The 25,951-nt window shown below is 66.3% G+C and carries 24 protein-coding genes and 1 riboswitch; of the genes, 10 read left to right on the plus strand and 14 right to left on the minus strand.

What is annotated here, in order from left to right; all coding sequences use genetic code 11:
- The first annotated feature begins 62 nt into the window (after positions 1–62).
- From lpxC to C380_RS03770, 4 genes are all read left to right on the plus strand, one after another.
- Positions 63–986, plus strand: a complete 924-nt coding sequence (gene lpxC / locus C380_RS03760) for a UDP-3-O-acyl-N-acetylglucosamine deacetylase (RefSeq protein ID WP_015012562.1) — start codon at positions 63–65, stop codon at positions 984–986.
- Between the two features lie 12 nt (positions 987–998).
- Positions 999–1,175 carry a hypothetical protein gene (locus C380_RS25220; protein ID WP_015012563.1) on the plus strand — a complete coding sequence of 59 codons (177 nt, stop codon included), beginning with the start codon at positions 999–1,001 and terminating at the stop codon, positions 1,173–1,175.
- Positions 1,176–1,230: 55 nt separating this feature from the next.
- A riboswitch (TPP riboswitch) is annotated at positions 1,231–1,354 on the plus strand.
- Positions 1,355–1,476: 122 nt separating this feature from the next.
- Positions 1,477–3,381 (plus strand): phosphomethylpyrimidine synthase ThiC, encoded by a 1,905-nt coding sequence (gene thiC, locus C380_RS03765; protein ID WP_015012564.1) that lies wholly within the window; start codon positions 1,477–1,479, stop codon positions 3,379–3,381.
- 196 nt (positions 3,382–3,577) lie between these two features.
- A complete protein-coding gene (locus C380_RS03770; RefSeq protein ID WP_015012565.1) occupies positions 3,578–5,227 on the plus strand; it encodes a methyl-accepting chemotaxis protein in 1,650 nt (549 codons plus the stop codon).
- Between the two features lie 66 nt (positions 5,228–5,293).
- On the opposite strand, the gene C380_RS03775 is transcribed toward C380_RS03770, so the two are convergent.
- The 10 genes from C380_RS03775 to gspG all read right to left on the minus strand — a co-directional run bounded on the left by C380_RS03775 (position 5,294) and on the right by gspG (position 15,013).
- A complete protein-coding gene (locus tag C380_RS03775; protein ID WP_015012566.1) occupies positions 5,294–6,682 on the minus strand; it encodes a GspE/PulE family protein in 1,389 nt (462 codons plus the stop codon).
- A 13-nt stretch (positions 6,683–6,695) separates the two neighbouring features.
- Positions 6,696–8,978 (minus strand): type II secretion system secretin GspD, encoded by a 2,283-nt coding sequence (gspD, locus tag C380_RS03780; protein WP_015012567.1) that lies wholly within the window; start codon positions 8,976–8,978, stop codon positions 6,696–6,698.
- 4 nt (positions 8,979–8,982) lie between these two features.
- Entirely contained in the window at positions 8,983–9,795 is an 813-nt protein-coding gene (gene gspN, locus C380_RS03785; protein WP_015012568.1) for a type II secretion system protein N, read from the minus strand.
- A gap of 41 nt (positions 9,796–9,836) precedes the next feature.
- Positions 9,837–10,382, minus strand: coding sequence for a type II secretion system protein GspM (gspM, locus tag C380_RS03790; RefSeq protein WP_015012569.1), 546 nt, complete (start codon positions 10,380–10,382; stop codon positions 9,837–9,839).
- Positions 10,379–11,665, minus strand: a complete 1,287-nt coding sequence (gene gspL / locus C380_RS03795; RefSeq protein WP_015012570.1) for a type II secretion system protein GspL — start codon at positions 11,663–11,665, stop codon at positions 10,379–10,381. The genes gspM and gspL overlap by 4 nt, the downstream gene beginning before the upstream one ends.
- 95 nt (positions 11,666–11,760) lie before the next feature.
- On the minus strand, positions 11,761–12,840 hold the full coding sequence (gene gspK, locus C380_RS03800) for a type II secretion system minor pseudopilin GspK (protein WP_015012571.1): 1,080 nt from the start codon (positions 12,838–12,840) through the stop codon (positions 11,761–11,763).
- The gene (locus tag C380_RS03805; protein WP_015012572.1) at positions 12,837–13,658 is read right to left on the minus strand and encodes a type II secretion system protein J; all 822 of its coding nucleotides are present in this window, start codon (positions 13,656–13,658) and stop codon (positions 12,837–12,839) included. Before C380_RS03805 ends, gspK begins: the two co-directional genes overlap by 4 nt.
- Positions 13,658–14,032, minus strand: coding sequence for a type II secretion system minor pseudopilin GspI (gspI, locus tag C380_RS03810; protein WP_015012573.1), 375 nt, complete (start codon positions 14,030–14,032; stop codon positions 13,658–13,660). The genes C380_RS03805 and gspI overlap by 1 nt, the downstream gene beginning before the upstream one ends.
- Positions 14,029–14,544, minus strand: coding sequence for a prepilin-type N-terminal cleavage/methylation domain-containing protein (locus C380_RS03815; protein ID WP_051022478.1), 516 nt, complete (start codon positions 14,542–14,544; stop codon positions 14,029–14,031). Before C380_RS03815 ends, gspI begins: the two co-directional genes overlap by 4 nt.
- Before the next feature lie 28 nt (positions 14,545–14,572).
- Positions 14,573–15,013: a type II secretion system major pseudopilin GspG gene (gspG, locus tag C380_RS03820; RefSeq protein ID WP_015012575.1), complete on the minus strand. Its 441-nt coding sequence runs from the start codon at positions 15,011–15,013 to the stop codon at positions 14,573–14,575.
- Positions 15,014–15,085: 72 nt separating this feature from the next.
- Between gspG and C380_RS03825 the strand changes: the two genes are divergently transcribed.
- Positions 15,086–15,535 (plus strand): type II secretion system protein N, encoded by a 450-nt coding sequence (locus C380_RS03825; RefSeq protein WP_015012576.1) that lies wholly within the window; start codon positions 15,086–15,088, stop codon positions 15,533–15,535.
- Between the two features lie 33 nt (positions 15,536–15,568).
- Here C380_RS03825 and C380_RS03830 read toward each other — a convergent pair whose 3' ends face one another.
- From C380_RS03830 to ilvA, 3 genes are all read right to left on the minus strand, one after another.
- Positions 15,569–16,162 carry a histidine phosphatase family protein gene (locus C380_RS03830; protein WP_015012577.1) on the minus strand — a complete coding sequence of 198 codons (594 nt, stop codon included), beginning with the start codon at positions 16,160–16,162 and terminating at the stop codon, positions 15,569–15,571.
- Positions 16,159–16,965, minus strand: coding sequence for an adenosylcobinamide-GDP ribazoletransferase (gene cobS / locus C380_RS03835; RefSeq protein WP_015012578.1), 807 nt, complete (start codon positions 16,963–16,965; stop codon positions 16,159–16,161). The genes C380_RS03830 and cobS overlap by 4 nt, the downstream gene beginning before the upstream one ends.
- Positions 16,966–17,045: 80 nt before the next feature.
- Complete coding sequence (gene ilvA / locus C380_RS03840) at positions 17,046–18,605, minus strand: threonine ammonia-lyase, biosynthetic (RefSeq protein WP_015012579.1); 1,560 nt, start codon at positions 18,603–18,605, stop codon at positions 17,046–17,048.
- 377 nt (positions 18,606–18,982) lie between these two features.
- Between ilvA and C380_RS03845 the strand changes: the two genes are divergently transcribed.
- The gene (locus C380_RS03845; RefSeq protein ID WP_015012580.1) at positions 18,983–19,432 is read left to right on the plus strand and encodes an OsmC family protein; all 450 of its coding nucleotides are present in this window, start codon (positions 18,983–18,985) and stop codon (positions 19,430–19,432) included.
- 93 nt (positions 19,433–19,525) lie between these two features.
- Here C380_RS03845 and coq7 read toward each other — a convergent pair whose 3' ends face one another.
- Complete coding sequence (gene coq7, locus C380_RS03850; protein WP_015012581.1) at positions 19,526–20,143, minus strand: 2-polyprenyl-3-methyl-6-methoxy-1,4-benzoquinone monooxygenase; 618 nt, start codon at positions 20,141–20,143, stop codon at positions 19,526–19,528.
- A 315-nt stretch (positions 20,144–20,458) separates the two neighbouring features.
- Here coq7 and C380_RS03855 point away from each other — a divergent pair, with 315 nt between their 5' ends.
- From C380_RS03855 to C380_RS03870, 4 genes are all read left to right on the plus strand, one after another.
- On the plus strand, positions 20,459–21,505 hold the full coding sequence (locus C380_RS03855) for a porin (protein WP_015012582.1): 1,047 nt from the start codon (positions 20,459–20,461) through the stop codon (positions 21,503–21,505).
- Between the two features lie 512 nt (positions 21,506–22,017).
- Complete coding sequence (locus tag C380_RS03860; protein ID WP_015012583.1) at positions 22,018–23,598, plus strand: ABC transporter substrate-binding protein; 1,581 nt, start codon at positions 22,018–22,020, stop codon at positions 23,596–23,598.
- A gap of 137 nt (positions 23,599–23,735) precedes the next feature.
- Positions 23,736–24,716: an ABC transporter permease gene (locus C380_RS03865; protein WP_015012584.1), complete on the plus strand. Its 981-nt coding sequence runs from the start codon at positions 23,736–23,738 to the stop codon at positions 24,714–24,716.
- Positions 24,716–25,933, plus strand: coding sequence for a M20 aminoacylase family protein (locus tag C380_RS03870; protein ID WP_015012585.1), 1,218 nt, complete (start codon positions 24,716–24,718; stop codon positions 25,931–25,933). Before C380_RS03865 ends, C380_RS03870 begins: the two co-directional genes overlap by 1 nt.
- Positions 25,934–25,951 lie beyond the last annotated feature (18 nt).

Here is a 25,951-nt window from a genome sequence, read left to right on the forward strand (position 1 = left end):
TCTACGTAGCCGACAAGACCTCGGCGCGTGCGGGGCGGTGCCGCAGAAACTAAAATGCACGGATGCTCCAGCAACGCACCCTCAAGACCCTGACCCGCGCCGTAGGCGTGGGTCTGCACAGCGGCCAGCGGGTCGAGTTGACCCTGCGGCCCGCGCAGCCGGACACGGGCATCGTGTTCCGGCGGGTAGACCTGCCGCAGCCGGTAGACATTCCCATCCGTGCCGAGGCGGTGACGGACACGCGGTTGGCGTCCACCATCGCGGTGGGCAATGCCAAGGTGCACACCGTGGAGCATCTGATGTCGGCCTGTGCGGGGCTGGGCATTGACAACCTCTACGTGGACATTACGGCCGAGGAGGTCCCCATCCTCGACGGGTCTTCAGCCTCGTTCGTGTTCCTGCTGCAAAGCGCCGGGGTGGAGCTGCAAAACGCGCCCAAGCGCTTCATCCGCGTCACCCGCCCCGTGGAGGTGCGCGAGGGTGAAGGCGCCAACGCCAAGTGGGCGCGCCTCACGCCGTACCACGGCTACAAGCTCAGTTTTGAAATCGACTTCGACCACCCCGCCGTAGACTCCACCGGCCAGCGTGTGGAGTTTGACCTGGGGCAAGGCAACTACAGCCGCGACATCGCTCGCGCGCGCACCTTTGGCTTCACCCGCGATGTGGAGATGATGCGCTCCAACGGCCTGGCGCTGGGAGGCGGGCTGGACAACGCCATCGTCATGGACGACTACAAGGTGCTCAACAGCGACGGCCTGCGCTACGACGACGAGTTCGTGAAGCACAAGATCCTGGATGCCATGGGCGACCTGTACCTCATTGGCAAGCCGCTGCTGGCCGCCTACAGCGCCTTCCGCTCGGGCCATGCCATGAACAATTTGCTGCTGCGCGAGCTGCTGGCCCAGCGCGATGCCTGGGAAGTGGTCACCTTCGAGGATGAGCGCCAGGCACCCACCGGTTTTGCGCAGCCTGCGCGTGCCTGGTAGGGCCCGTTGGCCATGTTGATCTTTCGCTGGCTGGCCATGCTGCTGCTCTTGGCGGCAGCCGTGTCCTTTGCGTTTTATGCCGGCACCGGGCAGCCGCGCTACAAGCGCCTGGGGCTCGTCATCCTCAAGTGGACGGTGATTGCCGCTGTGTTCTTCTTTGCGGTGATTCTCATCGGCCGCCTGGCCTGATGTATCGGCTGATGCGCGGGCTCTGCGGGCCCGTTTTTTCCTCTGCCCTATACTCGCGCCTGCTCCGGGGTGTGCTGATGCGCTGAGATGCAAGGGTCCTGAAGGAATTCAGGCGAGCTTGCGAACCCGACGAACTTGATCCGGTTCATACCGGCGGAAGAAGAGCCGACCTCCTTGTCCCCGTGCCCGCAGTCCCTGTAGGCACGCCATGCCTCAGGGGCTGCCATGCGCAGCCGCCCGAGGGGCGCACAGGTCCATTCCGGAGCAGACCCCACCGCCACCGGAACCAGGAGACCTGCCCATGAACGCCCCCGACCCCCACGCCCAGCTCGCTGCCTCCGAAAAGTTTGCCGAGCTGCTCGCCCGCACCCGCGAACCCTTCCCCGCATCGCGCAAGGCCTATATCCCCGGCCAGCTGCACACCGACCTGCGCGTGCCCGTGCGCGACATCGCGCTCACCAACGGCGAGCTCGTCAGCGTGTACGACACCTCGGGCCCCTACACCGACCCGAATGCCGTGATCGATGTGCGCCAAGGCCTGGCCAGCGTGCGCGGTGGCTGGATCACCGGCCGGGGCGATGTGGAGCAGTACGAAGGCCGCGCGCCCGTGGCGCTGGACGACGGACAAAAGAGCGAAGACGCCACCCGCCTGGCCCAGCTGCGCGCCGAGGCTGCGGCCCTGCAGCGCCAGCCCCTGCGCGCCAAAGCCGGTGCCAACGTTACGCAGATGCACTACGCCAAGAAGGGCATCATCACGCCCGAGATGGAATACGTGGCCATTCGCGAAAACGGCAAGCGCGAGTGGATGGCGCAGTACATGGCCGACGCAGGCCGTGAGAAGCGCCTGATGGGCAACCCGATGGGTGCCAGCATCCCGCGCATCATCACGCCCGAATTCGTGCGCGACGAAGTGGCCCGGGGCCGCGCCATCATCCCCGCCAACATCAACCACCCTGAAGTCGAGCCGATGGCCATTGGCCGCAACTTCCTGGTCAAGATCAACGCGAACATCGGCAACTCGGCCGTCACGTCGAGCATTGAAGAAGAAGTGGAAAAGCTTGTGTGGGCCATCCGCTGGGGCGCAGACAACGTGATGGACCTGTCCACCGGCAAGAACATTCACACCACGCGCGACTGGATCGTGCGCAATTCGCCCGTGCCGATTGGCACGGTGCCCATCTACCAAGCGCTGGAAAAGGTGGGCGGCGTGGCCGAAGACCTGACCTGGGAAATCTTCCGCGACACGCTGATCGAGCAGGCTGAGCAGGGCGTGGACTACTTCACCATCCACGCGGGCGTGCGTCTGGCCTACATCCACCTCACGGCGCAGCGCCGCACGGGCATCGTCTCGCGCGGCGGCTCCATCATGGCCAAGTGGTGCATGGCGCACCACCGCGAGAGCTTCCTGTACGAGCACTTCGAGGACATTTGCGACATCATGAAGGCGTACGACGTGTCGTTCAGCCTGGGCGACGGCCTGCGCCCCGGCTGCGCCTCTGATGCCAATGACGAAGCGCAGTTTGCCGAGCTGCACACGCTGGGCGAGCTGACCCAGGTGGCCTGGAAGCACGACGTGCAGACCATGATCGAAGGCCCCGGCCATGTGCCCATGCACATGATCCAGGCCAACATGACCGAGCAGCTCAAGACCTGCCACGAAGCGCCGTTCTACACCCTGGGCCCGCTGACCATCGACATCGCGCCGGGCTATGACCACATCGCCAGCGCGATTGGCGCGGCCATGATCGGCTGGATGGGCACGGCCATGCTGTGCTACGTGACGCCCAAGGAGCACCTGGGCTTGCCCGACCGTGACGACGTGAAGCAAGGGATCATTGCCTACAAGATTGCCGCCCACGCGGCCGACGTGGCCAAGGGCCACCCCGGCGCCCGCTCGCGCGACGATGCGCTCAGCCAGGCGCGCTTCGACTTCCGCTGGCAGGACCAGTTCAACCTGGGCCTGGACCCGGAGACGGCCAAGGAATACCACGACGAGACCCTGCCCAAGGACTCGGCCAAGGTGGCGCATTTCTGCTCGATGTGTGGGCCCAAGTTCTGCTCGATGAAGATCACCCAGGAAGTGCGCGACTTTGCCGCGCAAAAGGGCGTGGCCGAGGCCGAAGCCCTGGCCCAGGGCATGCAGGCCAAGGCGGCCGAGTTCCAGCAGGGCGGCGGCGAGCTGTACATCCCCCTCAAGCCCGTGTGATGGCAGCGGCGCAATAAGCGCAGCTACTGGCCCCGAGGATTCCCTGAAACAGGGCCCCTGGGCCGTGCTTACCCTGTGCGGCGGACGGCCTGGCCCGGCATATAGTCCCGCCCACCCCCGGCCCAGAAGGTGGGGGGTGTGTGTGGCACCAAATTTGCTATGCTGGACTATCTGTTAAAAAATGTAAGGAAGAGCCATGAACGCTCTCGGCCGCTTCTCCATCCGCACGCGTCTCTACTTCGGAACCGTCTTCTCCCTGATCCTTCTGGTCGTCATCGGTGCCATGGGCTACGTAGCCCTGGACCGCACGCGCGGCACCCTGCAGGTGCTGTTTTCAGAGCGGGTGCAGACGCTGACCGACATGTCCGAGCTGCGCACCACCCTGGGTGACCTGCGCCGGACCGAAAAAGACATCATCATCAACTTCAACAACTCGGTCGAGGTCTCTGCCCTGCGCGAGTCCTGGGCCAAGACCCTGACCTCCCTGCGCAAGCGCCTGGCCGATGTGCGCCAGGTGCAGTCGGGCGATGCCGATTTTGTGGCCTCCATCGACAAATCGCTGGACGAGATCAAGCAGTACGAAACCGGCATTTCGCCCATCTTCGAGAAGATCGAAGGCGCGCAGCTGGACGGCGCGGGTGGCGGCGCCTACGCCGATCGCCTGAAGGTCCACATGGAGGCCACCGACAAGCTGTTCTCCAGCCTCGCGGACTCGGCCCGTGCGCAGATGGACGAGGCCCGTGCGGGCGTCGAATCACGCACCTCCACCATGGCCGCGCTGATCGGTGTGGGCCTGGTGCTGGCGCTGGCGGTTCTGATTCCGCTCACGTTCTTCAGCGTGCGCTCCATCACCAAATCCATCGGACAGGCGCAGGAGCTGGCCGAACGCATTGCCAGCGGCGACCTGTCGCGCGATGTGGCGGCCATGAACCAGGACGAAGTGGGCCAGCTGGTGGGCGCCATGGGCCGCATGCAGGACTCGCTGCGTGACCTGGTGCGCCAGGTGCAGGACGCGGCGGGCAACATCTCCACCGCCAGCTCCGAGATCGCCAGCGGCAACCACGATCTGAGCCACCGCACCGAGCAGACGGCGGCCAACCTGGAAGAGACGGCTTCGTCGATGGAAGTGCTGACCAGCACCGTCCAGCAAAGCGCCCAGGCCTCGCGCCAGGCCAGCGACTTCGCGTCGACCGCTGCCGAGGTGGCCGCACGCGGCGGCGCCGTGGTGTCGCAGGTGGTGACCACCATGGACCAGATCACCACCAGCTCGCGCAAGATCGCCGACATCACGGGCGTGATCGATTCGATTGCGTTCCAGACCAACATCCTGGCGCTGAATGCCGCCGTGGAAGCCGCCCGTGCCGGTGAGCAAGGCCGTGGCTTTGCGGTGGTGGCCAGCGAGGTGCGCAACCTCGCGCAGCGCAGCGCCGAAGCGGCCAAGGAGATCAAGGGCCTGATCGGTTCGTCGGTGGAGCGGGTGGAAGACGGCTCGCGCCTGGTGAGCCAGGCCGGTCAGACCATGACGGAGATCGTGAGCAGCGTGCGGCGTGTGTCCGACATCATTGCGGAGATCACCGCCTCGTCGGCCGAGCAGAGCGACAACATCGGCCAGATCAGCCAGTCGGTCACCCAGCTGGACCAAATGACGCAGCAGAACGCGGCGCTGGTGGAGGAATCCACCGCAGCGTCCGAGTCGCTGCGTGAGCAGGCCCACCACCTCAACAGCGCGGTCAGCCAGTTCAAGCTGCAGGATGGCGCATCGCCCTCGGCCACGTTCAACACCCCCGCGCCCGCAGCACCCGCCGTCGCCCAGGTGGCGCGCCGACCGGCGTTGCAGATCCGGTAATTTCAGGTGTTTTTGGCTGGTGGCGCTAGTGCTTTATGTGCTGGCTGCTATCATATGTATAGCAAATCAGTCCCGCGTCACCCGCAGCACTTCTTCGCGGCTGGTGATGCCGGCGGCAATCAGGCGTTCGCCATCCTCTCGCATCAGTGCCATGCCATCGGCCATGGCGGCGGCGCGGATGTCGGCCTCTGACGCCTGGGCGTGGATTTGCGCGCGGATCGCGTCCGTGGTCACCAGCAGTTCGAACACGCCGGTGCGGCCGGTGTAACCCGTCTGGCCGCAGTGCTCGCAGCCCGCGCCATGGCAGTGGGTGCAGAACTTGCGCACCAGGCGCTGGGCCAGCACGCCCAGCAGCGACGACGACAACAGGAAGGGCTCCACGCCCATGTCCGTCAGGCGCGTGACGGCGCTGGCCGCATCGTTGGTGTGCAGCGTGGCCAGCACCAGGTGGCCGGTGAGTGACGCCTGGATGGCGATCTGCGCGGTCTCGAAGTCGCGGATTTCACCAATCATGATGATGTCCGGGTCCTGCCGCAGGATGGCGCGCAGGGCCTTGGCAAAGGTCAGCTCGATCTTGCTGTTGACCTGGGTTTGCCCCACGCCGGGCAGCTCGTATTCGATGGGGTCTTCCACCGTCATGATGTTGTTGCGCGTGGCGTCGAGCCGGCCCAGCGCCGCGTACAGCGTGGTGGTCTTGCCCGAGCCCGTGGGGCCGGTGACCAGGATGATGCCGTGCGGCTGGCCGATCAGGCCCTCGAAGCGGTGCAGGGTGTCGCCCTGCATGCCCACGGCCTCCAGGCTCAGCTTGCTTTCGCTCTTGTCCAAAAGACGCAGCACCGCGCGTTCGCCATGGGCGCTGGGCAGGGTGGACACGCGCACGTCGATGGCGCGGGTGCCCAGGCGCAGGCTGATGCGGCCGTCCTGGGGCAGGCGTTTTTCGCTGATGTCCAGGTCGGCCATGATCTTCAGGCGCGAGATCAGGGCCGCGTGCAGCGCGCGGTTGGGCTGCACCACTTCGCGCAGCGTGCCGTCCACCCGAAAGCGCACGCTGCTGTGGCGCTCGTAGGGCTCGATGTGGATGTCGCTCGCGCCGTCGCGCGCGGCCTGCGTGAGCAGGGCGTTGAGCATGCGGATGATGGGCGCGTCGCCGGCCGACTCCAGCAAGTCTTCGACGGCCGGCAGCTCCTGCATCATGCGCGAGAGGTCGGCGTCGCTCTCGACCTCGCTCACCACGGTGGCAGCGCTCGATTCGCTGTGCGAATAGGCCGCGCTGATGCGCTGGGCCAGGGCCGGGGCATCGAGCGGCAGCAGCTGCTGCACGGGGTGCTTGCGCAGCACTTCGGACAGCGCGCCCGCGTCGGGGCTGGGGCCGTGCCACAGCACCAGCTGGTGGCCGTCGTCCTCCAGCAGCAGTTGGGCGGTGCGGGCAAAGGCGTAGGGCAGGGGGTGGCGCATGCGTGGCGACCCTTCAGCGTGGCGAAGTTTCTGCGGGCAGCGGGGCGAGCGGCTGCGCAGGCACCGTGGCTGCGCCGGGCTCTGCGCGCTGTGGCAGCGCGGGCAGGATGGGCGCGCCGGACACCGACTTCATCACCACGCTGGGCGCGGGCTGCGTGGTCTGCTGCAGCGCGCGGATGGCCTCGTAGCGGTCCATCATCAGCGCGTCGCTGGTAGCGTTGTCGCGCACCACAATGGGGCGCAGGAACACCATCAGGTTGGTCTTGTTGCGGGTGCGGTTCTCGCTGCGGAACAGGTTGCCCAGTACCGGGATGTCGCCCATCACCGGCACCTTGTCCTGGCCTTGCGAGTAGCTGTCTTCCAGCAGGCCGCCGATCACGATGATGTTGCCGTCGTCCACCACCACGTTCGACTCGATGGAGCGCTTGCTGGTGGTGGGGCCGTTGGCGTTGCTCAGCGTGGCGGTGTCGATCTTGGAGACTTCCTGGTAGATGGCCATCTTCACGGTGCCGTTCTCGCTGATCTGCGGGCGCACCTTGAGCATCAGGCCCACGTCCTTGCGCTCCACCGTGGTGAACGGGTTCACCGTGCTGCTGCCCGTGCTGTTGGCGTACGAGCCGGTCACGAAAGGCACGTTGTTGCCGATGATGATGCGCGCCTCTTCGTTGTCCAGCGTCATCAGGTTGGGGGTGGAGAGCACATTGGCATCGCCGCTGGTCTGCAGGAAGTTCGCCAGCGCACCCAGGTAGTACTGGCCGTTGACGCGTGGCGCCAGCGCCAGGTTCAGCCCCTTGCCCAGCGAGCTGGCCGCCGAGGCGATGGAGGTGGTGGAGCCCGAGGCCAGGGCGGCTGTCACGTTCAGGATGTTGGCGCCCGCCTGGCCGGAGTTGGTGCCGATCACGCCCACGGTGCCATCACCGTTCTTGCCCAGAACGCCCTGCCACTGGATGCCGAACTCGGCCACCTTGTTGGCGGAGACCTCGACGATCAGGCTCTCGACCAACACCTGCGCGCGGCGGCCGTCGAGCTTGTCGATCACGTCGCGCAGCTGGCGGTACAGCGGCTCGGGCGCGGTGATGATGAGCGAGTTGGTGGTGGGGTCGGCCTGGATCTGCCCGCCAGTGGAGGGCTGGTTGTTGTTGGTACTGCTGGTGCCCATGGCGCTCGCGCTGGAGCCCAGGCCGCCGGTGCTACTGTTGCTGCCGGACGAGCTGCCGTTGGTGGACAGCATGCCGCCGGTGCTCAGCCCCGTGCTGGGTGCGGGCGCGCTGGCACCGCCACCGCCACTGGCCGCGCCGCCATTGTTGCCGCCCATGGCCGCCATGGCGGCGCGCAGGGTGGTGGCCAGCTTGGTGGCGTCGGCGTTCTTGAGGTAGACCACATGGATGTTGCCGCTGGCGGCGCTGCTGCCCGGCGCAGGCGCCTGGTCCAGCTGGGCCACCAGCGCGCGCACCTGGGCCACGCGGGCCGGGTTGGCGGCGCGCAGGATCAGCGAGTTGCTGCGCGGCTCGGCAATCAGGGTGGTCTTGAACGACGTGTCGGCCTGGCCGGGCGCGGCCGCAGCGGCGGCGCCTCCGTTGGCGCTGCCGCCGTCGATCAGGCGCGACACCAGCGGTGCCAGATCGCTGGCAATCGCGTTCTTGAGCGGAATCACCTCCACATCGCTGGCGTTGGACACATCCATGGCCGCCACGATGCGCGCCAGGCGCTGCAGGTTGTCGGCGTAGTCGGTGATCACCAGCGAGTTGTTGCCGGGGTTCACGTTGATGGTGTTGTTGGGGCTGATGAGCGGGCGCAGCACCGGCACCAGGTTGGCCGCGTTCTCGAAGTTGAGCTTGAAGATCTGCGTGACGATCTGCCCGCCGCCGGGCGCGCTGCCCGCGTTGCCCTGCACCACGCTCACGCTGCCGCCCTGCAGCTTGGCGTCGGCCTCGGGCACCACCTTGTACAGGCCGGCTGCCTCCACCACCGTGAAGCCCTGCAGCCGCAGCGCGGCCAGGAACTGCTGGAACGCGGCGGCGGGTGTCACGGCGCGCTCTGTCACCAGGTTGAGCTGGCCTTTCACGCGCGGGTCCACCACCACGTTGCGGCCGGTGATGGTGGCCATGGTGCGGGCCACAGCCTCGATCTCGGCGTTGGCAAAGTTGAGCGTGACGGGTTCGCTGGGGCGCACGCTGCCGGTGCGGGTGTCCACCGCCGTTTGGGCGCCAATTTGGCCGCTGGCGCAAGTAAGTATTGCGCTGGCAGCTATTGTTTTGAGAGTAAAGCGCAGGCGTGGAGCAAACAGGAAAGTCATAGATTCAACCCACGGTGATGATGGAGCGCGCGCCATTGCGCCGTCCGATGATGTTCAGAAGATTGGACAGTGCGGCCTCCCGCTCGGGGGCGGCACTGGCCTCGCCCGCAAAGCGCAGGCGGTTGCCCACCCACTGGCCGCTGCCGCTCAGTTGCAAGGCCCCGTCGAGGGTGCTGAGGGCGAGCGTGGGCACCTCGCCGCCCTGCAGCACCAGCCGGTAGCTGCCCATGGGGCGCAGGGTGGACAGGCGCGAGGACATGGCCCGTGCATCCAGCTGGGCCTGGCCCGACAGCACCATGCGGCCAGCGGCCCATTGCACGGCCAGTGCGCGGGTCTGCAGCGCCAGCTGGCCCTGCGGCTGCAGCGTGTTCCAGGGGGTGCCCAGGCCCGCCAGCAACGCGGCGGGCCACTGGCTCTGGCCGTCGGCCAGGGTGATTTGCGGGCCTGCCCAGCGCAGGTGCACCTGGGCCTGCAGGGGCTCCGCCGTGCAGCAGCCCGCTTGCAGCCGGGCGCGCAGCCCGCCCCAGGTGGGGCGCAGCTGCCAGTCCACCCGGCCGGGCAGGGCGGCACTGTCTTTGCTGGCCTGGCCGCCGGTCAACACCAGCTGGGCCGAGCCGGTCCACACCGTGCCGCGTGGCTGCAGCAACAGCACCTGCCCTTGGGTGGCACGGGCCACGCCGCCGGCCAGCCAGTGCGCGGGCGCAAAGGCCACCACGGCGGGCAGCACGCCGGCCAGCGCACCGGCACATGCCCAGCCCCACGCTGTGCGGGGGGCGGAGCGGGGGGCTGGGCGTGTCGGACGGAGGTTGCGGGCCACGGTGGGGAGGGTGTCGTTCAGGGCGGTGACGGGGCAGCGGGTCAGCGGGCCGGGGTGGCGGGCAAGGCCAGCACCACGGTGCCATCCCAGCGGGGCATGGCCACGGGTGTGCTGCCCAGGGTGACGGGCGCGTTGCCAGTCGGCGCAGCGGCAGCACTGCGGGTCAGCCGCGCTTCGAGCGGCGTGGCGCGGGCGTTGCTACGGGCCTGGGCCAGCCACTGGGCCAGAGCGTCGGCCGATGCGCCTTTGAGCGTGACCGTGGCCCGGTCGCCCGCCACGTTGAGTTGGGCCGTGTTGCCCAGGCGCTGCGTGAGGGCGGTGCGCAGCGCGCCCACGGCATCGCCGGGGCTGGTGGCGGGGGTGGCCTGCAGCTGCTGGGCCTCGGCCTGCAGGCTTTGCATGCGCTGCAGTTGAGCATCGAGCGCGGCGTGCCGCGCGGGCGCGGCGCGCAGGGTGCCGAGTGCGGGGGCGACGGCCACCCACCACAGCAGGGCCAACGCCACCACGGTGCTGGCGGCCAGCACCAGGTTCTGCTCGCGGGGCGCCAGGGCTTTCCAGCGGTCCTGGAGGGCGGAGGGTTGGGTCATGGGCTCACCTCGGTGCGCAGCAACAGGCTGCCATCGTCCATGCGGGCGCGGTAGCCGGCGGCTTGCAGGCGGCCAGACGCCACAGCTTCTTCATCGGGCGCCAGCGTCACGCCGCGCAGGCGCAGCTCGCCGGGCGTGTATTCGATGCTGCTGGGCAGGCGGCCATCGGGCAAGGCGGCGCCGGCCGCTGCCAGCAGGGGCTCCAGGTCGCGCGCCGACACGCTACCGGCGGCCTGCCGCAGCTGGGCGAGCTCGCGTTCCATCTGCACCGGCGCGTCGACCACCACCTGCACCTTGGGGAAGGTCTGGGTCAGGGTGTTGCGCACGCTGGCCTGCTTGGCGTTCAGTGCCTGCCGTTCTTGCCAGGCCCAGGCATTCAGCCCCACCAGGTGTGCCACCACCAGCACGCCCGCGCCCCAGCGGGCTGCACGCCACTGCGGGGCATACAGCGCCGCGCTCAGCGCGCTGCCCACTTTGCGCAGCGCGCGGGTGCTGCTGGTGCTGGAGAGGTCGAACTGCGCCAGGTCCCAGTCGCCACGGGCGGCATCGAGCGCGCGCTGGCTGGTGGTGTGCAGCGCAATGCGTTGGCCTTGCTGGCCCAGGGTGCGTTCGGCCAGCGCGGCCACGGCGGGCTCGGCGCGGACCATGAGGGCCAGGTCGTCGCCTGCCTCGGCGGCCGGCAAACCGGTACGCGCCAGCGTCAGGGCCATGGGCGTCAGCGGCAGCACCGCCACGCCCTGTTCGGCACCATGGCCAGTGAGCACCACGTAGGCCTCTTCGGGCGTGCCCAGGGCGCACAGCTCAGGCTGGCCGCTGGCCGTGGGGCCGGGCGCAAATTCGGGCACCACGCGGGCCACGCGGCGGCCTGCGGCTTCGAGCGCCTGCAGGTGTTCGCGCAGCCAGGCGCGGTCGCAAACAGCCACCCACACCGGCTCGCCGGCCTGTGCACGGCTTTGTGCACCGGGCTGCAGCGCAAAGTGCAGCTGGCTGGCATCGTCCAGCACGCGGTCTTCAAGTAGGCCTTCGAGCACCGAGCGCAGCCGGGGCGTTTGCTGGCCGGCGCCCAGCGGCACCCCGGCCGGAATGGTCACGCGTTGCCACGACAGCGCCCGTGCGGGCACCACAGCCACGACCTCGCCGCCGGGGCGGGTGGGCTCGGGCAGCAGGGCAGCGGGTGCGGTGGCGTGCTGGAGGGCGGAATGGCCGTCTGCCGTGAGCGTGTAGGCGTACTCGGAGGCGGGTCCCGGGCGTGCCGGCGGCAGGAAAAGGATCAGGGTGCTCATGGGCGGGTTTTGCGGGCCATTTTAGGGGGCGGGCGTGACACGGCGGCGGTGTGGGTGGTGCGGTGTTGAGGGTTGTTGTGCCTCAGAACAGGTTCTCAACGCTGCGCCCCTGGCAGGGTTTGCGTGGTTTCCCGGTCGAAGGCCCCGCGCTCGCGCCACAGCGTGGTCACGTCGATACCCTGTTTGCGCACCAAAGAGCGCTCGTCCACCATCGCATCGCCCAGGCGCAGGCGGCCCCGCACTTCAAAGTACGACGAAGCCACGGCATGGGCGCTTTCGTTGATGTCGATGCTGGCACCCACCAGGTCGCGCACGTCGCTGAGGGTGCGGAAATGCCGCGCTTCGCGGGTCTGCACGATCTTCTGGGCCGTGGCGCTGTCCAGCCCGTCGATGGCGGCCATGAGCACGTTGATGTCGGCGGTGTTCAGATTGACCGGGGTGCGCACGGGCAGCAGCGTCACATGGGGAGCGAGCGCCGCCACCGTGGCGGGGGTCAGGCCCAGCCAGCCCAGCTGGGTCACGCTGGGGGGCTGCAGGGGGGCGGAGCCGCTGTCGGTGCCTGCACCCGCCTGCGCGCGGCGCAGGCCGTCGATCAGGGTGCTCAGTTGCGTGCCGGGCAGGCCCAGGCGCTCGAACAGCCGGGTGAACTGCCGCAGGGCCACGGCCTGCACCTGCCCACCTTCTGCGAGGTTGGTGATGTTCAGGCGGCCCTGCAGGTCGGTGATCTGGCCCGACAGGAAGGCCTCGGTGGTGTCGGTGCTGGCGTCGTCCACCTGCGTCACGTTCTTGTCGGCCGCGAGGAAGGTGGACAGTCGGGCCTCCTGCAAGGGAATGGCCCAGGGCTCGGCCAGGTGGTCGGCACCGCCCGAGCGCCCGTCCTCGCGCAGGATGAGCCGCGACCAGTCGAGCGCGCCGATCAAGATCCACGCGGACTGCACGCGGCCGCGCTCGGCCGTCTCGACCTCCACCGCGCGCCACTGCTGCCACATCGCGGCGGCCGCAAAGGTGGCGACGAGCGTGACGGTGAGCATGGCGGCGAGCAGTGCGGCGCCGCGCGCCCTGTGCATGTGCAATGGGCGCTGCCGCAGCGGGTGCCACCGTGGAGCTGGCTTTGCCAGGCCACGGGTGGCGTCCCCCTGGGGGGATGCGGCGCAGCCGCTCAGGGGGGTACTCATGATCTGCCTCCGCCCAGCACCGGGTTGACCCAGTCTCGCGTCAGCTGGCCCGTCAGCGCCTGGCCCGGGGGCAGGGTGATCTGCAGGCGGATGCCGTCCGGGATGGCCGAGGTGCTGTCGCCCGTCGGGGTGCCCGTGCTCGACTGCGGGTTGGACCACGCGCCGCCCCGGTAGTAGAAGATCTGCCAGTTGTCCAGCGGCAGCAGCGTGACCTCGTAGCGCCGCTCGGCGTCGCCCGGCGTGCGCGCCCACTGGGCGGCCTGTTCCCAGGCCTGCCGCCAATCAGCACGGGTGCGCACTGGCGGCGACTGCCAGCGCAGCCACTGGCCCACGCCCTGGTTGTTGTTGCGGCGGGTCCAGGCCACCACCAGCGCACCCTCGTCGGGCACGGCGCTGCTGCGGCGGGTGAGGCGCAGCACCTGGCCATCCCAGTCCAGCGGCGTGGTGTTGGCGATGGAGACCAGGGCGTCCAGGTCCGTCCCCCACTGGCCCAGCGCGGCCTGCAGCACCAGCATCTCGTCCGCCCGCTGGCGGGTGGACTCCTGCGCCCGCACCATGCCATCGAGCCCGCGCCAGCTCAGGATGGCGATCAACGCCATGACGCTGATCGCGACCAGCAACTCGATGAGCGTGAAGCCGCGCGGGACCGTGCCCCCACTGCAGAGGCGCCGGCGCGAGGCCTGAGCAACTGGCGCGGCCCAGGCCAGCGGACGCCGCGCAAGGGCCGCCCCGCCGCGCTGGCGGCGTCCCCCTGCCCGCATTGCGCAGCAATGCGAGAGCGGGGGGAAGGCCCGCAGGGCCTCAGGGGGGTGTTCCATCAATACCGCCCGATGATGGTGGAGAGTCGCAGGATGGAGTTGTCCCCATCCAGCACCTGCGCATCGATGCGCCGAAAACTCGGGTTGGGCGTGGGCCGCACGATGGTCACCACCTGCAACTGGCGCCCGGCCTGCTCACAGGTCAGGCTGCTGTCACCCACGCTGGGCATCTGGCGCGAGAGGCGGGCCTTGACCAGTTCGTTCTCTGCGCACAGCTGTGCGAGCACGATGTCGGACTGCCGCAGGGCGTTGCGCGTGAGTGCCGTCGTGGCCTGCAGCCCCGCCATGAGGGCAATGGCCACAATGGCCAGCGCCACCAGCACTTCCACCAGCGTGAAGCCCTGGTGACGGATGAAAGGGCGGAGAGTCCTCACTGCACCGCATCCACAGAAAACGGGCGCACGCCGTCGGTGGCAATGCGCAGGGTGCGGTCGGGGGAGGACTGGTGGGTGATCAGCACCTGCTGCGGGCCGATCAGGGGCTCGGGGCCCAGTTGCAGCACCGCCGGTCCGCGTACCACGGTGCCGGGGTCCAGCCATTGGTTGGGCAGAGCGGCCTGCGCGCTGCGTGGCAGCCCTTCAAAACGGAATCCCCCCGGCAGCGCACGCCAGCGCACCGGGATGCCCCCGGCGCGGGACTGGGCGCGTGCGGATTCGAGCAGCGCCGCCAGCCGCGCGGCCTCCCGCTCCAGCTGCGTCTGCCCGCCATCGCGCATCGCCAGCCCCACGCCCGCCGTGGCCAGCGCCATGATGCTGATGACGACCAGCAACTCCAGGAGGGTGAAGCCCCTCTGAGCCTCTGCACGGCTTCTTCCGGGGGAGAAGACGCCAGTGGCCTGGCAAAACCAGTTCCACGGCGTCCCTCGCTGGGCGCATGCCCGTTTCATGGGGCTGGGGCACCTTGGCAATGAACGGTCACTGCCAGCTGCCAATATCGGCGTCCTTGCCTTCGCCGCCCGACTGGCCATCGGCGCCGAACGACATCACGTCGATCTCGCCCTTGATGCCGGGGTTGAGGTATTGGTAAGGGCGGCCCCAGGGGTCGTTGGGCAGCTTTTCGAGGTACAGCTTCCAGTTGCCCGGCACGGGGCCCGCAGTGGGCTTGATGACCAGGGCTTGCAGGCCCTGTTCGGCCGTGGGGTAGCGCTGGTTGTCCAGGCGGTAGAGCTTGAGCGCCTGCATGATGTTGGTGATGTCGGTGCGGGCGGCCGTCACGCGGGCATCGTCGGCACGTTCGAGCACGTTGGGCACGATCAGCGCGGCCAGCACGCCGATGATCACCAGCACCACCATCAGTTCGATGAGGGTGAAACCACGGGCCACGGACTTGGCAACGCGGCGCGGGGCGGAGCGCACAAGGAGGGAGAAAGAAGTGTTCACTGCTGGCGGTCTCTCGGATGGTCGAATCGCGTGAATCATAATCCCCGCATGGTGACCAATACGTACAGCAAATGGGGCGTCCGCCTGGGGACTCTGGTGCTCTGGGCAGCAGCCGGTGCCAGCGTGGTCTATTGGGGGCTGCGCCTGTCGGCGCCCTCGTCCGCTTCCTCCGCGCCGGCCGTGGCGCCTGCCCCGGTGGCCATGGACGCGCAGGCGCTGGCGCGTTTGCTGGGTGCTGCGCCTGCAGCCCCTGGCGTGGCAGCGCCGGTGGCACCCACCGCGAGCCGGTTCACGCTGATCGGGGTGCTGTCGGGGCGCAGCAGCGGCGGCGGTGCGGCACTGATTGCCGTGGACGGCAAGCCCGCCAAGCCCTTCCGTGTGGGCGCTGCTGTGGATGAGGGGCTGGTGCTGCAGGCCCTGGGCCCCCGCCAGGCGCAACTGGGGGCCAGCATGGGCGGGCCTGCCACAGTGACGCTGGACATGCCGCTCAAGAACTGAGCACCTGCTGGCCTGAAGACTTTGACCAGGCGCTTAGGCCAGCTCCCTGATTTCCCATTCCCCCCAGCCCGGTGCCGCCACCGGCCAGTCCTCCGAGCGGGGCAGGGCGCTTTCTCCACGCTCCTGCAACCAGGCCACGCAGCGTGCCACCCCGGCGTGGGTGATCCACACCACATCCATCGCCCCCTGATCATTGCGCCATTCGCGGGCGGTCTGCAGGGCGGCCGCCACGCGGTGCAGCATGTGCGCCAGGCTTTCGCCCCCGCCGGGTGCGTGGGTGGCGAACCCGGCCACCCAGGCATCGATGGCACTTTTGCCGATGGCGTCCCAGGTTTGCCCTTCCCAGCGGCCAAAGTCCATCTCGCGCAGCCGGGTGTCAGGGGCGAATGTCAAATCGGGTCTGAGTGCCTGTAAATCATGCGCTAGCAGCTCACATCTTTGTAGCGTGGAATGCGCCACGCGAGCTCCGGGTGGCAGTGCCGTTGCCAGTCGCTCTGCCGCAGCACGGGTGGCCTGCGCGTCGGCGGGCACGTCCAAAGCGCCGTAGCAGGTGCCCGGCGCAACCAGCGGGGCTGCATGGCGCACCAGCCACAGGCGGCTGCTGGCGGTGGCGGGGGAGGGCGTCATAGCCATCGCAGTGCGATGGCAGCGCCCAGGTAGAACCCGATCTCGCTCACCTGCTGCGTGGCGCCCAGGCAGTCGCCCGTGAAGCCTTGCAGCCGCCGGGCGAACCAGCGCGCCATCCAGGCCGCGCAGAGCGCGCTGAGAGCGATGGGTGCTACCAAAAAGAGAGCTGACTGGGCATATCCCACTAGCACCAGGGGCGGAAAACACCACAAAAGCGCCGCAACCAATGCCTGGCCGGAGATCTGGTCGGCCAGCGGCTTGCTTTTGGAGCGCGCCGTGTCTCCCACATGCGGCAGGCTGCGCACGATGAGCAGGGGCCAAAAGCGCGACAGCACATGCGCGCCCACCAGCGCGGCCAGGGCGGCCAGCACGCTGTGTGCCCCCAGCAGCGCCAGCAGGCTGAGCTTGGCCAACAGCGCCAGCACCAGCGCCATGGCCCCGAAGGCGCCGATGCGCGAGTCCTTCATGATGTCCAGCGCGCGTTCGCGGTCGTAGCTGCCGCCCAGGCCATCGGCCACGTCGGCCAGGCCGTCTTCATGAAAGCCACCTGTCATCAGCACCGTGGCGATGGTGCAGAACACCGCCGCCACAGCCGGGGCCAGCGGGTTGGGCGCCAGCGCCCAGTGCAGCGCGGCATACACGGCCACAGACAGCAACGCCGCCAGCCAGCCAATGCCCGGAAAGTGTGCCGCGCTGGCCCGCAGCATGGCCGGGCTGTAGCCCACCCAGTTCGCCAGCCGCCCGGTGACGGGGATGCGGGTGAAGAACTGCACGGCCAGCAGGTAGTGGCGCAGGGATTGCATGGTGTGCAGTGGGGGTTCGATGCTTCTGTTTTGATAGCTGTCAAGGCATGTTCAACCAGCGCTTGCAGCCATTTTTGGCATTATTTGGAGCGCAGGAACAGGCGGTAGGCCGGATTCAGCGTTTCTTCCACATAGGGGTAGCCCAGCGTGGCCAGGAAGGCGTCGAAGGCCGCCTTGTCCTCGGGCGGCACCTGCATGCCCACGAGGATGCGGCCATAGTCCGCGCCCTGGTTGCGGTAGTGGAACAGGCTGATGTTCCAGGTCGGCTGCATCAGGCTCAAAAATTTGAGCAGCGCACCGGGCCGCTCGGGGAAGGTAAAGCGCATCAGGCGCTCGTCCTGCGCCAGCGCCGAGTGCCCGCCCACCAGGTGGCGCAGGTGTTCCTTGGCCAGCTCGTCGTGCGTCAGGTCCAGCGCCTCGAAACCGTGGCGGTTGAAGTTCTTGGCGATCTTTTCCGATTCGCCCTTGCCGTTGGTGGTCAGGCCTACAAACACATGGGCGCGGGCGGCGTCGCTGATGCGGTAGTTGAACTCGGTCACGTTGCGCGGGCCGCCGGGCAGGCCGCCGACCACCTCGCAGAAGCGGCGGAAGCTACCGCGCTCTTCCGGAATGGTGACAGCGAGCAGCGCTTCTCGCTCCTCGCCCACCTCGGCCCGCTCGGCCACAAAGCGCAGCCGGTCGAAGTTCATGTTGGCGCCGCACAGGATGGCCGCGTAGGTCTCGCCCTTGGTCTTGCGCTGGGCCACGTACTGCTTGATGGCAGCGACAGCCAGCGCCCCGGCGGGCTCGACGATGCTGCGCGTGTCCACAAAGATGTCCTTGATGGCGGCGCAGACGGCGTCGGTGTCGACGGTGATGTAGTCATCCACCAGGCCCTGTGCCACGCGGAAGGTTTCCTCGCCCACCAGCTTCACGGCCGTGCCGTCGGAGAACAGGCCCACATCGGCCAGCGTCACGCGCTCATGGGCCTGCACCGACTGGATCATGGCGTCCGAGTCGTTCATCTGCACCCCGATCACCTTGATCTCAGGGCGCACGGCCTTGATGTAGTTGGCCACACCCGAGATGAGTCCGCCGCCGCCAATGGCCACGAACACGGCATCGAGCTGGTTGCTGCCCAGGCTTTGCAGCTGGCGCAGGATCTCCATGGCGATGGTGCCCTGGCCAGCAATCACGTCCGGGTCGTCGAACGGGTGCACGAATGTCAGGCCCTGTTCCTTTTCCAGCTGGACGGAATGGCCGTAGGCGTCGGAATAGCTCTCGCCAAACAGCACGACCTCGCCACCGAGCGTCTTCACGGCATCAATCTTGAGCTGCGGGGTGGTGGTGGGCATCACGATCACGGCGCGCGTGCCCAGTCGGTGGGCGCTCATGGCCACGCCCTGGGCGTGGTTGCCGGCCGAGGCGCAGATCACGCCGCGCTGCAGCTGCTCGGGCGTGAGGTGCGCCATCTTGTTGTACGCGCCCCGCAACTTGAAGCTGAACACGGGCTGCTGGTCTTCGCGCTTCAGGAGTACCTTGTTGTGCAGGCGGCGGCTGAGGTTCTTGGCGGGCTCCAGCGCCGACTCCACCGCCACGTCGTACACGCGGGCAGTCAGGATTTTCTTGAGGTAGTCGGCGGGGGTGAGGTGCTGGGTCATGGCAGGTGCAGGAGGAGAGCCCCACCGGCGCAGGGCGGCGGGCGGGGGCCCACATCATAGGGCGTCGCCCTGGGCAGGGGCCGAGGCCTCTGGGCGGGCGGCCTGTTGCGGCGCAGGGCGATCGGGCAAAAAAAAGCCCCGGGCCGTGAGGCCTGGGGCTAATCCATCCTTTGAGGAGATGGAGGAGACAATCGGTGCGAGGCAAGTGCCGGATTCCAGGCTTCTTGCCGCCTGCCGGTTCCTTTCTGTTCGAAAGCGGCAGCGCATGGGCGAAGTTTAGCGCGAGTCTTGTTGCGATGCAGCAAAATTCGCATCAAATTCTTTTCGTTTCGGTTTTCCGTGCGAAAAAAACCACGTGTCACACAGGAGAAACACAAATGGAATGCACAGTCAGTTGGACCGGCGGGGCGGGGACCCGCTCCGGCATGGGTTTTGTGGCCGAAACCGGCAGCGGCCATGTTCTGACCATGGATGGTGCCCCCGATGCCGCCAACCCCGCCAACGGCGGCCAGAACCTGGCGCCCCGGCCCATGGAGACCGTGCTGGCAGGCACGGGCGGTTGCACCGCCTATGACGTGGTGCTGATCCTCAAGCGGGGCCGCCATGACGTGCGCGGCTGCAGCGTTAAGTTGACGACGGAACGCGCCGAGACCGACCCCAAGGTGTTCACCAAGATCCATATGCACTTCACCGTCACGGGCAAGGGCATCCCCCCAGCCGCCGTGGAGCGCGCGATTGCCATGAGCCATGACAAGTACTGCTCGGCCAGCATCATGCTGGGCAAGACGGCCGACATCACCACCGGCTACGAGGTGCTGGAGGCCTGACGAAGTCGTGGGATGGTCTGGGCTGCCAGACTGAGCGGGTGGTTGTGCGTATGTTTTTGGTGCACCTGTTGCCCGCGTGAACCAGCTGGGGGTTCAAAGATAGTGCGCCGTGGTGGTCATGACCTTGGCGGCGCCTTTCATGGCCAAGCGCACCGGGGCGGGCAATTCCAGGGCGCCTGCGGCGCGGGCCTGGTCCGCGTGCCGCTCCTCGTCCTGCTTCATTCGGGCGACCACGGCCCTTGACGCCTGATCCTGTTCGGGAAGCCGGTCGAGGTGGCTTTGCAGATGCGCGGCCACCTGGGTTTCTGTTTCCACCACAAACCCCAGGTTGGCCCGGTCACTGACCTTGGCGGCAACCAGTCCGAGCGCGAAGGCGCCTGCGAACCACAGGGGGTTGAGCAAGCTGGGGCGGGCACCCAGCGCGTCCAGGCGCTGTTGCGTCCAGGCCAGGTGATCGGTTTCTTCGCGCGCCGCTGCCTGGAGGTGGTCCCGCAGGGCGGGGTCGCGGGTGACGGCCGCCTGCGCGCTGTAGAGCGCCTGGGCGCACACTTCTCCCACATGGTTCACCCGCATCAGGGCTCCCGCCAGCTTTTTCTGTGCGGGATCGAGCGACGCCTCGGGCACACCGTGGGCTGGTGTCTGCTCGGCAGCGCGGGGTTGGGCAAACAGTGTGCGCAGCGCGTTGTCTGCGGCAGTCAAAAAAGCGTCCATGGAAAGCTTTCAAGTGGCAATGGTGTCGAAACACAAATTGCACTTAGATACAAAAAACCACAAGGCAAGGCACAGGAGTTGCATGCAGCAATCGTGATTTTGCCCGTGCGCACTGAAATGTTGCAACACTGCAACGAATTTCCCCTTTCGGGGCGATTGTGGGTGAATTCCTTTGCGAAACCGGTCCGGGTCTGGTGCAATAAGAGCAACTTCCCCACCAGGAGGTTGGCCCGGGAAACCGGCGGGACTGTGCAGGTGCTTTCACCATAGACCCCCCGTACCGGAGCCCGATGTTTAACCTTGGAGTAACTCGCAATGAAAAAATCCCTGATTGCCCTGGCTGTGCTGGCTGCTTCCGGCGCTGCAATGGCTCAATCTTCCGTGACCCTGTTCGGCGTGGTTGACGCAACCTACGCTTACGGTTCCGGCAGCGTCTCTAACAAGTCGCAACTGACGAACTCCGGCTACAACAGCAGCCGTCTGGGTTTCCGCGGCGTTGAAGACCTGGGTGGCGGCATGTCCGCTTCGTTCTGGCTCGAAGCTGGTCTGAACAACGACAACGGCACCGGCGGCGTTACCAACACCAACAACCAAGCAGCTACCAGCACTGGTGGCGGCCTGACTTTCAACCGTCGTTCGACGGTCAGCCTGAACGGCGGCTTCGGTGAAGTGCGTCTGGGCCGTGACTACACCCCCCAATTCTGGAACCTGACCGTGTTCGATCCGTTCGGCACGAACGGCGTCGGCACCACCCAAACCCTGAACTCCAGCCTGGGCGGCCCTACCACCCTCCGCGCGTCGAACGCCATCGGCTACTTCCTGCCTGGCAACCTGGGCGGTTTCTATGGCCAAGCCCAGTATTACATGGGTGAAAACCTGAGCAACGCTGCCAACAAGAAGGACGGCAACGGCTTGGCACTGCGCGCTGGTTACGCTAACGGCCCCATCAACGCCGCTATCGCTTTCTCCGAAACCAAGTTCCTGACGGGCAACATCAAGGCTGTGAACCTGGGCGGTCAATACGACCTGGGCATGGCTAAGATCATGGCTCACTACAACCAAGACAAGATCAGCGGCGGCAACGACGGCAAGGGCTTCCTGATCGGTGGTCTGGTGCCCGTGGGCGCTGGCGAAATTCGTCTGGCTTACTCCACCTACAAGATCACCACTCCTGGTGCAGATCCCCGTACGAACAAGCTGGCTCTGGGCTATGTGCACAACCTGTCCAAGCGCACGGCTCTGTACGCAACGTACGCTCACCTGAACAACAAGAACGGCGCTGCTCAATCCCTGAACGGTGCTGTGACTGGTGTGAACGACAACTCCAACGGTTACGACTTCGGTATCCGTCACAGCTTCTAATATCGTCAGCTGGCTTTGGCCAGTTGTTGATACATAAGCTCAAAAGCCGCCTTCGGGCGGCTTTTTCATTTCTCGGGTTGTTTGCTTGTTCGTTTTGTCCCTGAGAGAGCCTTTGTCGGTGTGTTTGGGTTGATTCCAATTGACTCCCTGGTTGGTGTTCCAAGAGGAACGCTCATGCGGAGCTTTGGCTGTGTTTTGCGGCCGGTTGCCTCCATGCGCCCGGTGTTCCCGTAGCGACTAGGGGCTCAAGAACCGCGGTTAGGAGGCCCAACGCCGGTACATCGGCCCAAGGTTTATTGAAAAGGTGCCGAGGCGATATCGCCCTCGCGAGTAACCGCATGAGTGCCAATGGGTACTCGCGAAAGCAAAGTTTTTAGCTGGCACCAACCTTGCATGGCGAAAGTGTTGCCAGCGCAGTTATAGGCCCTTCATGGCAGCGGGGATTCAGGGATTTCCCGTTGGCTATAGAGCAACCTTTACTGCATAGTAAAACTTTCAATCAAGAGGGTTCCATGAAACTCAACTACAGTCTTTTGTCGGTGGCTGCTGCTGCCGCGCTGCTGTTTGCGCCGTCATTGCAGGCCAAGCCTTTCAAATGGGCCAGTCAGGGAGAAATCGCGACCTGGGACATTCACTCCCAAAATAATGCGCTGCAAAACGGCCTTCATGCCAATGTGTATGAAAGCCTGGTGTACTACAACAGCAAGACGTTCGATGTGGAGCCCGTGTTGGCAACCGCCTGGAAGGAGATCAGCCCCACGCAGGTGCGCTTCACGCTGCGTCAGGGCGTGAAGTTCCATGATGGTTCGCCGCTGACCACCGACGATGCGGTGTACTCCATCCAGCGGGCCATGGCCAAAACGTCCAACTTCACCCCCTACGTACAGGGCATCAGCAAAGTGGTGAAGGTGGATGCGCAGAACTTTGACGTCATCCTGTCCTCGCCCAATCCGGTTCTGCTGCGTCAGATGACCGAGTTGCGCATCATGAGCAAGGCCTGGGCCGAAAAGAACAAGTCGGTAGAGCCCAAAGACATCAAGGGCACTGACGAAAACTTTGCCCACCGCAACGCCATGGGCACAGGCCCTTACACCCTGGAGTCGTGGCAGCCTGATGTGAAGATGGTGTTCAAGCGCAACCCCAACTGGTGGGGCAAGATGGACGGCAATGTGACCGAGATCGTCTACACACCCATCAAGTCCGCAGCCACACGCATTGCTGCGCTGTTGTCGGGTGAAGTGGATCTGGTGCTCGACCCGTCTCCTCAGGATCTGGGTCGCTTGCGCGCCAGCCCTGACTTGAAGGTGATTGATGGCGTGGAGAACCGCACGATCTTTCTGGGCATGGACCAGTTCCGCGAAGAGCTCCCGGGCTCGAACATCAAGGGCAAGAACCCGCTCAAGGATGTGCGGGTGCGCAAGGCCCTCTACCAGGCGATTGATGCAGAAACCATCTCGCGCAACATCATGCGCGGTCTGGGCAAGCCCACGGGCACCATCGTTGCGCCGCAAGTGGCTGGCTACACCGAGGCTGTTGGCAAGCGTTTCCCATACAGCGTTGATGCATCCAAGAAGCTGCTGGCCGAGGCGGGTTACCCCGATGGCTTTGAAGTGGATTTCGCCTGCCCTAACAACCGCTACATCAACGACGAAGCCATCTGCCAGGCTGTGACGGCCATGTGGGCGCGCGTGGGGGTGAAGGCCAAGCTGCGCACGCTGCCGCTGGTCAACTACTTTCCGATGATCCAGCGCTACGAAGCCAGCATCTACATGCTGGGCTGGGGCGTGCCGACATTCGACGCGCTGTACAGCCTGCAATCGCTGGTGCGCACCGTGGGCCAAGGCGGTGACGGCAACTACAACGTGGGTCGCTACAGCAACCAGCGCATGGACTACTTGGTGGACCGCATCAAGGCCGAAACCGATGCACCGGTGCGCGCCCGCATGCTGACCGAGGCGCTGCAACTGTCCAACGACACCGTGTCCCACATTCCTCTGCATGACCAGGTGATCCCATGGGCCATGAAGAAGAACATCGAACTGGTGCACCGTGCCGATAACCGCGTGGACATGCGCACGGTCAAGGTGAACTGATTTATTCTTGACAGACTGAAAGCAAGGGCCGTGCGGCCCTTGCTTTCTTTGGTATATTTGACGATGTATTGACCCGCAGTGCCTCAGCCACCAAAAGTTGCGGCGGCACTTCCATCGAACACTCACTCGACTCTCTGATGCTTGCCTTTATTTTGCGCCGCCTGATACAGGCTGTGATTGTCATGGTCACGGTGGCCTTCATCTCCTTCATGCTGTTCCAGTACGTGGGAGATCCCGTGGTGTTCCTGCTGGGCCAGGACGCCACCCCCGAGCAGATCCGCGAGTTGCGCAGCGCCCTCGGCTTGGACAAATCCTTCTTTGTGCAGTTCTGGCACTTTCTGGTGAATGCAGCGCAGGGTGAGTTTGGACTGAGCCTGCGCCAGGGCGCCAAGGTGTCGCGCCTGATTGCCGAGCGCTTCCCGGCCACTCTCGAGTTGGCGCTGGTAGCGGCCCTCCTCGCGCTGGTCATTGGTGTGCCGATGGGCGTGTATGCCGCCCTCAAGCGCGGCACCTTCACCAGCCAGCTGTTCATGACACTGTCCCTGCTGGGAGTGTCCCTGCCCACCTTCCTGATCGGCATCTTGTTGATTTTGGTGTTTGCCGTACACCTGGGCTGGTTCCCCAGCTTTGGTCGGGGTGAGGTCGTGCAGCTGGGCTGGTGGAGCACCGGCTTGCTCAAGGCCAAGGGCTGGCACCACATCACCCTGCCTGCGATCACGCTGGCCATCTTCCAGCTCACGCTGATCATGCGGCTGGTGCGGGCCGAAATGTTGGAGGTGCTGCGCACCGACTACATCAAGTTCGCCCGGGCTCGTGGCCTGTCCAATCGGGCCATCCATTTTGGCCACGCCCTCAAGAACACTCTCGTGCCCGTGCTGACCATCACAGGTCTGCAACTGGGTGGCCTGATCGCTTTCGCCATCATTACCGAGACGGTGTTCCAGTGGCCAGGCATGGGCCTGCTGTTCATCCAGGCTGTGACCTTCGCTGACATTCCCGTGATGGCCGCTTACCTGTGCCTGATTGCGTTGATCTTTGTGGTGATCAACCTGGTGGTTGACCTGCTGTACTTCGCGGTCGATCCTCGACTGCGCGTTGGCAAGGCAGGAGGCCATTGATGCAAGGCCCCCGTTTGAAAGCTGGTGGCCGCGCCTTCGCTCACATCGCGCAGTACCACCCTGAGTTGACGGCACTGCGGCGTGACCTGCATGCCCATCCGGAGCTGGGTTTCGAAGAGATCTACACCAGCAAGCGCGTCAAGGAAGCGCTGAAGCTCTGCGGTGTGGATGAGATCCACGAAGGCATCGGGCGCACGGGTGTGGTGGGCGTCATTCGTGGGCGCAGCAGCGCCAGCGGTAGCATGGTGGGCCTGCGCGCCGACATGGATGCCCTGCCGCTGACCGAGCACAACGACTTCGCCTGGAAGTCCTGCAAGCAGGGCCTCATGCACGGCTGCGGCCATGACGGCCACACCGCCATGCTGATTGGCGCTGCGCGCTACCTGGCCGAAACCCGCAACTTCGATGGCACCGCCGTGCTGGTGTTCCAGCCGGGCGAAGAAGGCTTTGCCGGTGCCCGCGTGATGATGGAAGACGGGTTGTTTGACCGCTTCCCCGTGCAGTCCATCTTTGCCATGCACAACTGGCCCGCAATGAAACCCGGCACCGTGGGGATCAATGCCGGTCCGATGATGGCAGCCGCCGACCGCTTCACGGTCGAGATCACTGGGCGTGGCGGCCACGGCGCGCACGCCTACCAGACGGTGGACGTTGTGCTGGTCGCGGCCCACATCATCACCGCTGCGCAGAGCATCGTTTCGCGCAATGTGCGGCCCATCGACAGTGCGGTGGTCAGCCTGTGCGCGATGCAGGCAGGCGACCTGGGTGCCTTCAGCGTGCTGCCCGGCACGGCCACGCTAGTGGGCACCGTGCGCACCTTCGACCCGCTGGTGCAGGAGATGGTGGAAAAGCGCCTCAAGGAGTTGTGCAGCGCCATTGCGCTCGGCTTCGGTGCCACGGCCACGGTGCACTACGAACGCATCTACCCCGCCACCATCAACAGCGAAAGCGAAGCAATCTTCGCGGGCGATGTGGCCGAGTCGCTGCTGGGGGCCGACCACGTGGTGCGCGACCTGGAGCCCAGCATGGGCGCTGAAGACTTCTCTTTCATGCTGCAGAACAAGCCGGGGGCCTACCTGCGCATTGGCCAAGGCACAGGATCGAGCGGCAGCGCCTTGCACAACAGTCGGTATGACTTTAACGATGACATCCTGCCGCTGGGCGCTGCGCTGCACGCCAGCCTGATCGAGCAGGCCATGCCGCTGCCCGCGCTCTGATCAGGCGCGGGCGTCTGA

This window comes from Acidovorax sp. KKS102 (genome assembly GCF_000302535.1).
Classification (GTDB): domain Bacteria; phylum Pseudomonadota; class Gammaproteobacteria; order Burkholderiales; family Burkholderiaceae_C; genus Acidovorax.

Bases quoted from the DNA above. Each gene is read 5' to 3' on its own strand.
- lpxC (WP_015012562.1), top strand. From the start codon at position 63: ATGCTCCAGCAACGCACCCTCAAGACCCTGACCCGCGCCGTAGGCGTG.
- C380_RS25220 (WP_015012563.1), top strand. From the start codon at position 999: ATGTTGATCTTTCGCTGGCTGGCCATGCTGCTGCTCTTGGCGGCAGCC.
- thiC (WP_015012564.1), top strand. From the start codon at position 1,477: ATGAACGCCCCCGACCCCCACGCCCAGCTCGCTGCCTCCGAAAAGTTT.
- C380_RS03770 (WP_015012565.1), top strand. From the start codon at position 3,578: ATGAACGCTCTCGGCCGCTTCTCCATCCGCACGCGTCTCTACTTCGGA.
- C380_RS03775 (WP_015012566.1), bottom strand. From the start codon at position 6,682: ATGCGCCACCCCCTGCCCTACGCCTTTGCCCGCACCGCCCAACTGCTG.
- gspD (WP_015012567.1), bottom strand. From the start codon at position 8,978: ATGACTTTCCTGTTTGCTCCACGCCTGCGCTTTACTCTCAAAACAATA.
- gspM (WP_015012569.1), bottom strand. From the start codon at position 10,382: ATGACCCAACCCTCCGCCCTCCAGGACCGCTGGAAAGCCCTGGCGCCC.
- gspL (WP_015012570.1), bottom strand. From the start codon at position 11,665: ATGAGCACCCTGATCCTTTTCCTGCCGCCGGCACGCCCGGGACCCGCC.
- gspK (WP_015012571.1), bottom strand. From the start codon at position 12,840: ATGAGTACCCCCCTGAGCGGCTGCGCCGCATCCCCCCAGGGGGACGCC.
- C380_RS03805 (WP_015012572.1), bottom strand. From the start codon at position 13,658: ATGGAACACCCCCCTGAGGCCCTGCGGGCCTTCCCCCCGCTCTCGCAT.
- C380_RS03815 (WP_051022478.1), bottom strand. From the start codon at position 14,544: ATGAAACGGGCATGCGCCCAGCGAGGGACGCCGTGGAACTGGTTTTGC.
- C380_RS03825 (WP_015012576.1), top strand. From the start codon at position 15,086: ATGGTGACCAATACGTACAGCAAATGGGGCGTCCGCCTGGGGACTCTG.
- C380_RS03830 (WP_015012577.1), bottom strand. From the start codon at position 16,162: ATGACGCCCTCCCCCGCCACCGCCAGCAGCCGCCTGTGGCTGGTGCGC.
- cobS (WP_015012578.1), bottom strand. From the start codon at position 16,965: ATGCAATCCCTGCGCCACTACCTGCTGGCCGTGCAGTTCTTCACCCGC.
- ilvA (WP_015012579.1), bottom strand. From the start codon at position 18,605: ATGACCCAGCACCTCACCCCCGCCGACTACCTCAAGAAAATCCTGACT.
- C380_RS03845 (WP_015012580.1), top strand. From the start codon at position 18,983: ATGGAATGCACAGTCAGTTGGACCGGCGGGGCGGGGACCCGCTCCGGC.
- coq7 (WP_015012581.1), bottom strand. From the start codon at position 20,143: ATGGACGCTTTTTTGACTGCCGCAGACAACGCGCTGCGCACACTGTTT.
- C380_RS03855 (WP_015012582.1), top strand. From the start codon at position 20,459: ATGAAAAAATCCCTGATTGCCCTGGCTGTGCTGGCTGCTTCCGGCGCT.
- C380_RS03860 (WP_015012583.1), top strand. From the start codon at position 22,018: ATGAAACTCAACTACAGTCTTTTGTCGGTGGCTGCTGCTGCCGCGCTG.
- C380_RS03865 (WP_015012584.1), top strand. From the start codon at position 23,736: ATGCTTGCCTTTATTTTGCGCCGCCTGATACAGGCTGTGATTGTCATG.
- C380_RS03870 (WP_015012585.1), top strand. From the start codon at position 24,716: ATGCAAGGCCCCCGTTTGAAAGCTGGTGGCCGCGCCTTCGCTCACATC.